Annotated in this window: 2 protein-coding genes and 2 pseudogenes; 2 read left to right on the top strand and 2 right to left on the bottom strand. The window is 62.3% G+C overall.

Translation table 11 applies throughout. The features are described 5' to 3' along the window. Window positions 1–492: 492 nt before the first annotated feature. Complete coding sequence (locus tag K2W81_RS10895) at window positions 493–714, top strand: hypothetical protein (protein ID WP_294104205.1); 222 nt, start codon at window positions 493–495, stop codon at window positions 712–714. Window positions 715–756: 42 nt separating this feature from the next. Here the strand turns inward: K2W81_RS10895 and K2W81_RS10890 are convergent. Continuing rightward, window positions 757–891 (bottom strand): annotated as a pseudogene (locus K2W81_RS10890) (IS110 family transposase); the annotation flags it as partial. Window positions 892–952: 61 nt separating this feature from the next. On the opposite strand from K2W81_RS10890, the gene K2W81_RS10885 reads away from it, so the two are divergent. Then, complete coding sequence (locus K2W81_RS10885; protein ID WP_294104203.1) at window positions 953–2,176, top strand: IS256 family transposase; 1,224 nt, start codon at window positions 953–955, stop codon at window positions 2,174–2,176. 43 nt (window positions 2,177–2,219) lie between these two features. On the opposite strand, the pseudogene K2W81_RS10880 reads toward K2W81_RS10885, so the two are convergent. Then, a pseudogene (locus tag K2W81_RS10880) lies at window positions 2,220–2,504 on the bottom strand (IS110 family transposase); the annotation flags it as partial. Window positions 2,505–2,513: the final 9 nt, after the last annotated feature.

Here is a 2,513-nt window from a genome sequence, read left to right as displayed (position 1 = left end):
CGGTCGGCATGTCGCGGACGGCTATGAGCCCGCACTTCGCGATCCTGAGCGCCGCCGGCCTATTGTCGTCCGAGAAGGCGGGCCGGACGGTCGTTTACCGCGCAAGGACTGAGCCAGTCGAGGAGCTATCCGACTTCCTCGCCCGTGCCTGCGAACTCGAGAGTGAGCCGCGTCGCTGACGACCGCAAGCTTGCATATTGGCGCAGGCACCCCGCTTCGCGGCAAGGTTGTTCTGCCGATCTCGCTCGTCCTCTCGATCAAAGCTTTCCGAACCTTATGGCGTAATCGTTGAGACGGGTGGCAGAGAGGTGCCATGCCGTGCTTCGGCGCATCACCAAGCCGGTCGCGAAGACCGGCGAGCGGAGTCGGCGACGCCGCACGGGAGGGCCGGGTCAGCCGAATTACGAATTAAGGTGACGTTGCGTAATTGATGTAGCGACCCTTCTGGTTGGTACGGAGTCGCTGATGCGCTCCAAACGAGGAGGATGACCGATGTCGATTTATGCAGGATTGGACGTTTCGGACAAGAGCACGCATAACTGCGTGGTCAATGCCGACGGCGCGGTGATCCGCCGCGACCAGCGCCAGATACTCGGCCCGATCATCGTCGCCGAAAAAGATCGGCAGCCGCCGATTGTCCCGCTGGGTCACATGGTGCGCGACACCGGGAATGACGATGCGGGCAAGGCGAGCCATAGCCATGCCCATAGCTGACCAACAAGCGCGGGCCTATTCAGTATTGTGTCCCCGGAACTACTGCGCGACGAGCATCTCGCGCGCTTTATGCTGCATGAGCATGGCCTGGTTGGCGATCGAGCGCACCTTCACGAAGCGCAGGCCGGGGCGAAACAGCGTCTCGTGGATCGCAGCGGCATCGTTGGCATCGTTCTTCTGGGGGGCTGTCAGGATTTCCGTGTGTGGGCGGGCATACTGGGTAAAGAGGAGATCCCATATGGCCCGACGCAAAGAACCTGCGATACCGAACGAGCTTCTCGACCAGTTGCTGGCGGGGGGTGCCGCCAGTGCCGCATTTGATCAAGGCGGCCTGCTCGATTCGCTGAAGAAAGCGCTGACCGAACGCGCCTTGAACGCTGAGATGGATCATCACCTGGCCGGCGAGGATGGTGTGGGCAACACGCGCAACGGTTACGGTCGGAAGACCGTGATGACCGATGCTGGCAAGCTGGCGATCGACGTGCCGCGCGACCGTCAGTCGAGCTTCGATCCGCAGTTGATCGCCAAGTATCAGCGGCGCTTTCCCGGCTTCGATGACAAGATCGTGTCGATGTACGCGCGCGGCATGAGCACGCGTGAGATCACCGGGCATCTGCATGATTTATATGGCATCGACGTCTCGCCCGACCTGATCAGCACGGTGACCGACGCTGTGCTCGACGAGGTGGCGATGTGGCAGCAGCGGCCGCTCGACCCGGTCTACCCGCTGGTTTTCTTCGACGCGATCCGGGTCAAGATCCGCGACGAGGGCATGGTCCGCAACAAGGCGATTCACATCGCGCTGGGGGTGCGCGCCGACGGTGCCAAGGAGGTGCTCGGGCTGTGGCTTGAGCAGAACGAGGGCGCGAAGTTCTGGCTTCGCGTGATGAACGAGCTGCGCAACCGTGGCACCGAGGATATCCTGCTGGCGGTCGTCGACGGTCTGAAGGGCTTCCCCGAGGCGATCACCGCTGTATTCCCCGATACGGTCGTCCAGACGTGCATCGTCCATTTGTTGCGCAACTCCATGGACTTCGTGTCCTGGAAAGACCGCAAAAACCTCGCCAGCGCGCTCAAGGCGATTTACCGCGCGACCGACGCCGATGCTGCCGAGGCGGCGCTGAGCGCGTTCGAGGCCGGATATTGGGGCCAGCGTTACCCCGCAATCGGCCAGAGCTGGCGACGCGCCTGGAGCGAGGTTATCCCGTTCTTCGCCTTCCCCGACGAGGTGCGCCGGATCGTCTATACGACAAACGCCATCGAGGCGTTGAACTCGAAGCTCAGGCGCGCCGTCCGCGCCAGGGGGCACTTCCCCAGCGACGAGGCCGCAACCAAGCTGCTCTATCTGATCTTGAACCGATCCGAAAAAGAGTGGAAAATGCCACCACGTGAGTGGTCCATGGCAAAGGCCCAGTTCGCCGTCATCTTCGGCGAGCGCTTCATCAGGGCAATGGCCGCGTAATGTTCAACCGCCCGCCCACACACGGAAATCCTGACAGTCCCTTCTTCTGGCGCTTGACGAAGGGCTTCACATAGGCCGGCGGGATCAGCCGCACCTCATGACCGAGCGCCATCAACTCACGCCCCCAGTGATGCGCCGAGCCGCTGGCTTCCATCCCGACAAGGCACGGCGGCAGCGCAGCGAAGAACGGCAGGACATCGCGCCGACGTAGCGCCTTGGCGACGATCACCTTGCCGCCTGTATCGACCGCGTGAACCTGAAACACGTGCTTGGCCAGATCGAGGCCGACACTCGTGACAACCGAAACATCGGAAGCTATTTTGCTCATGTGGAGGGT

Source organism: Sphingomonas sp. (genome assembly GCF_019749955.1).
GTDB lineage: Bacteria > Pseudomonadota > Alphaproteobacteria > Sphingomonadales > Sphingomonadaceae > Sphingomonas.
The sequence above is the reverse complement of the archived record's forward strand: the minus strand, read 5'-3'. Positions and strand labels throughout refer to the sequence as shown.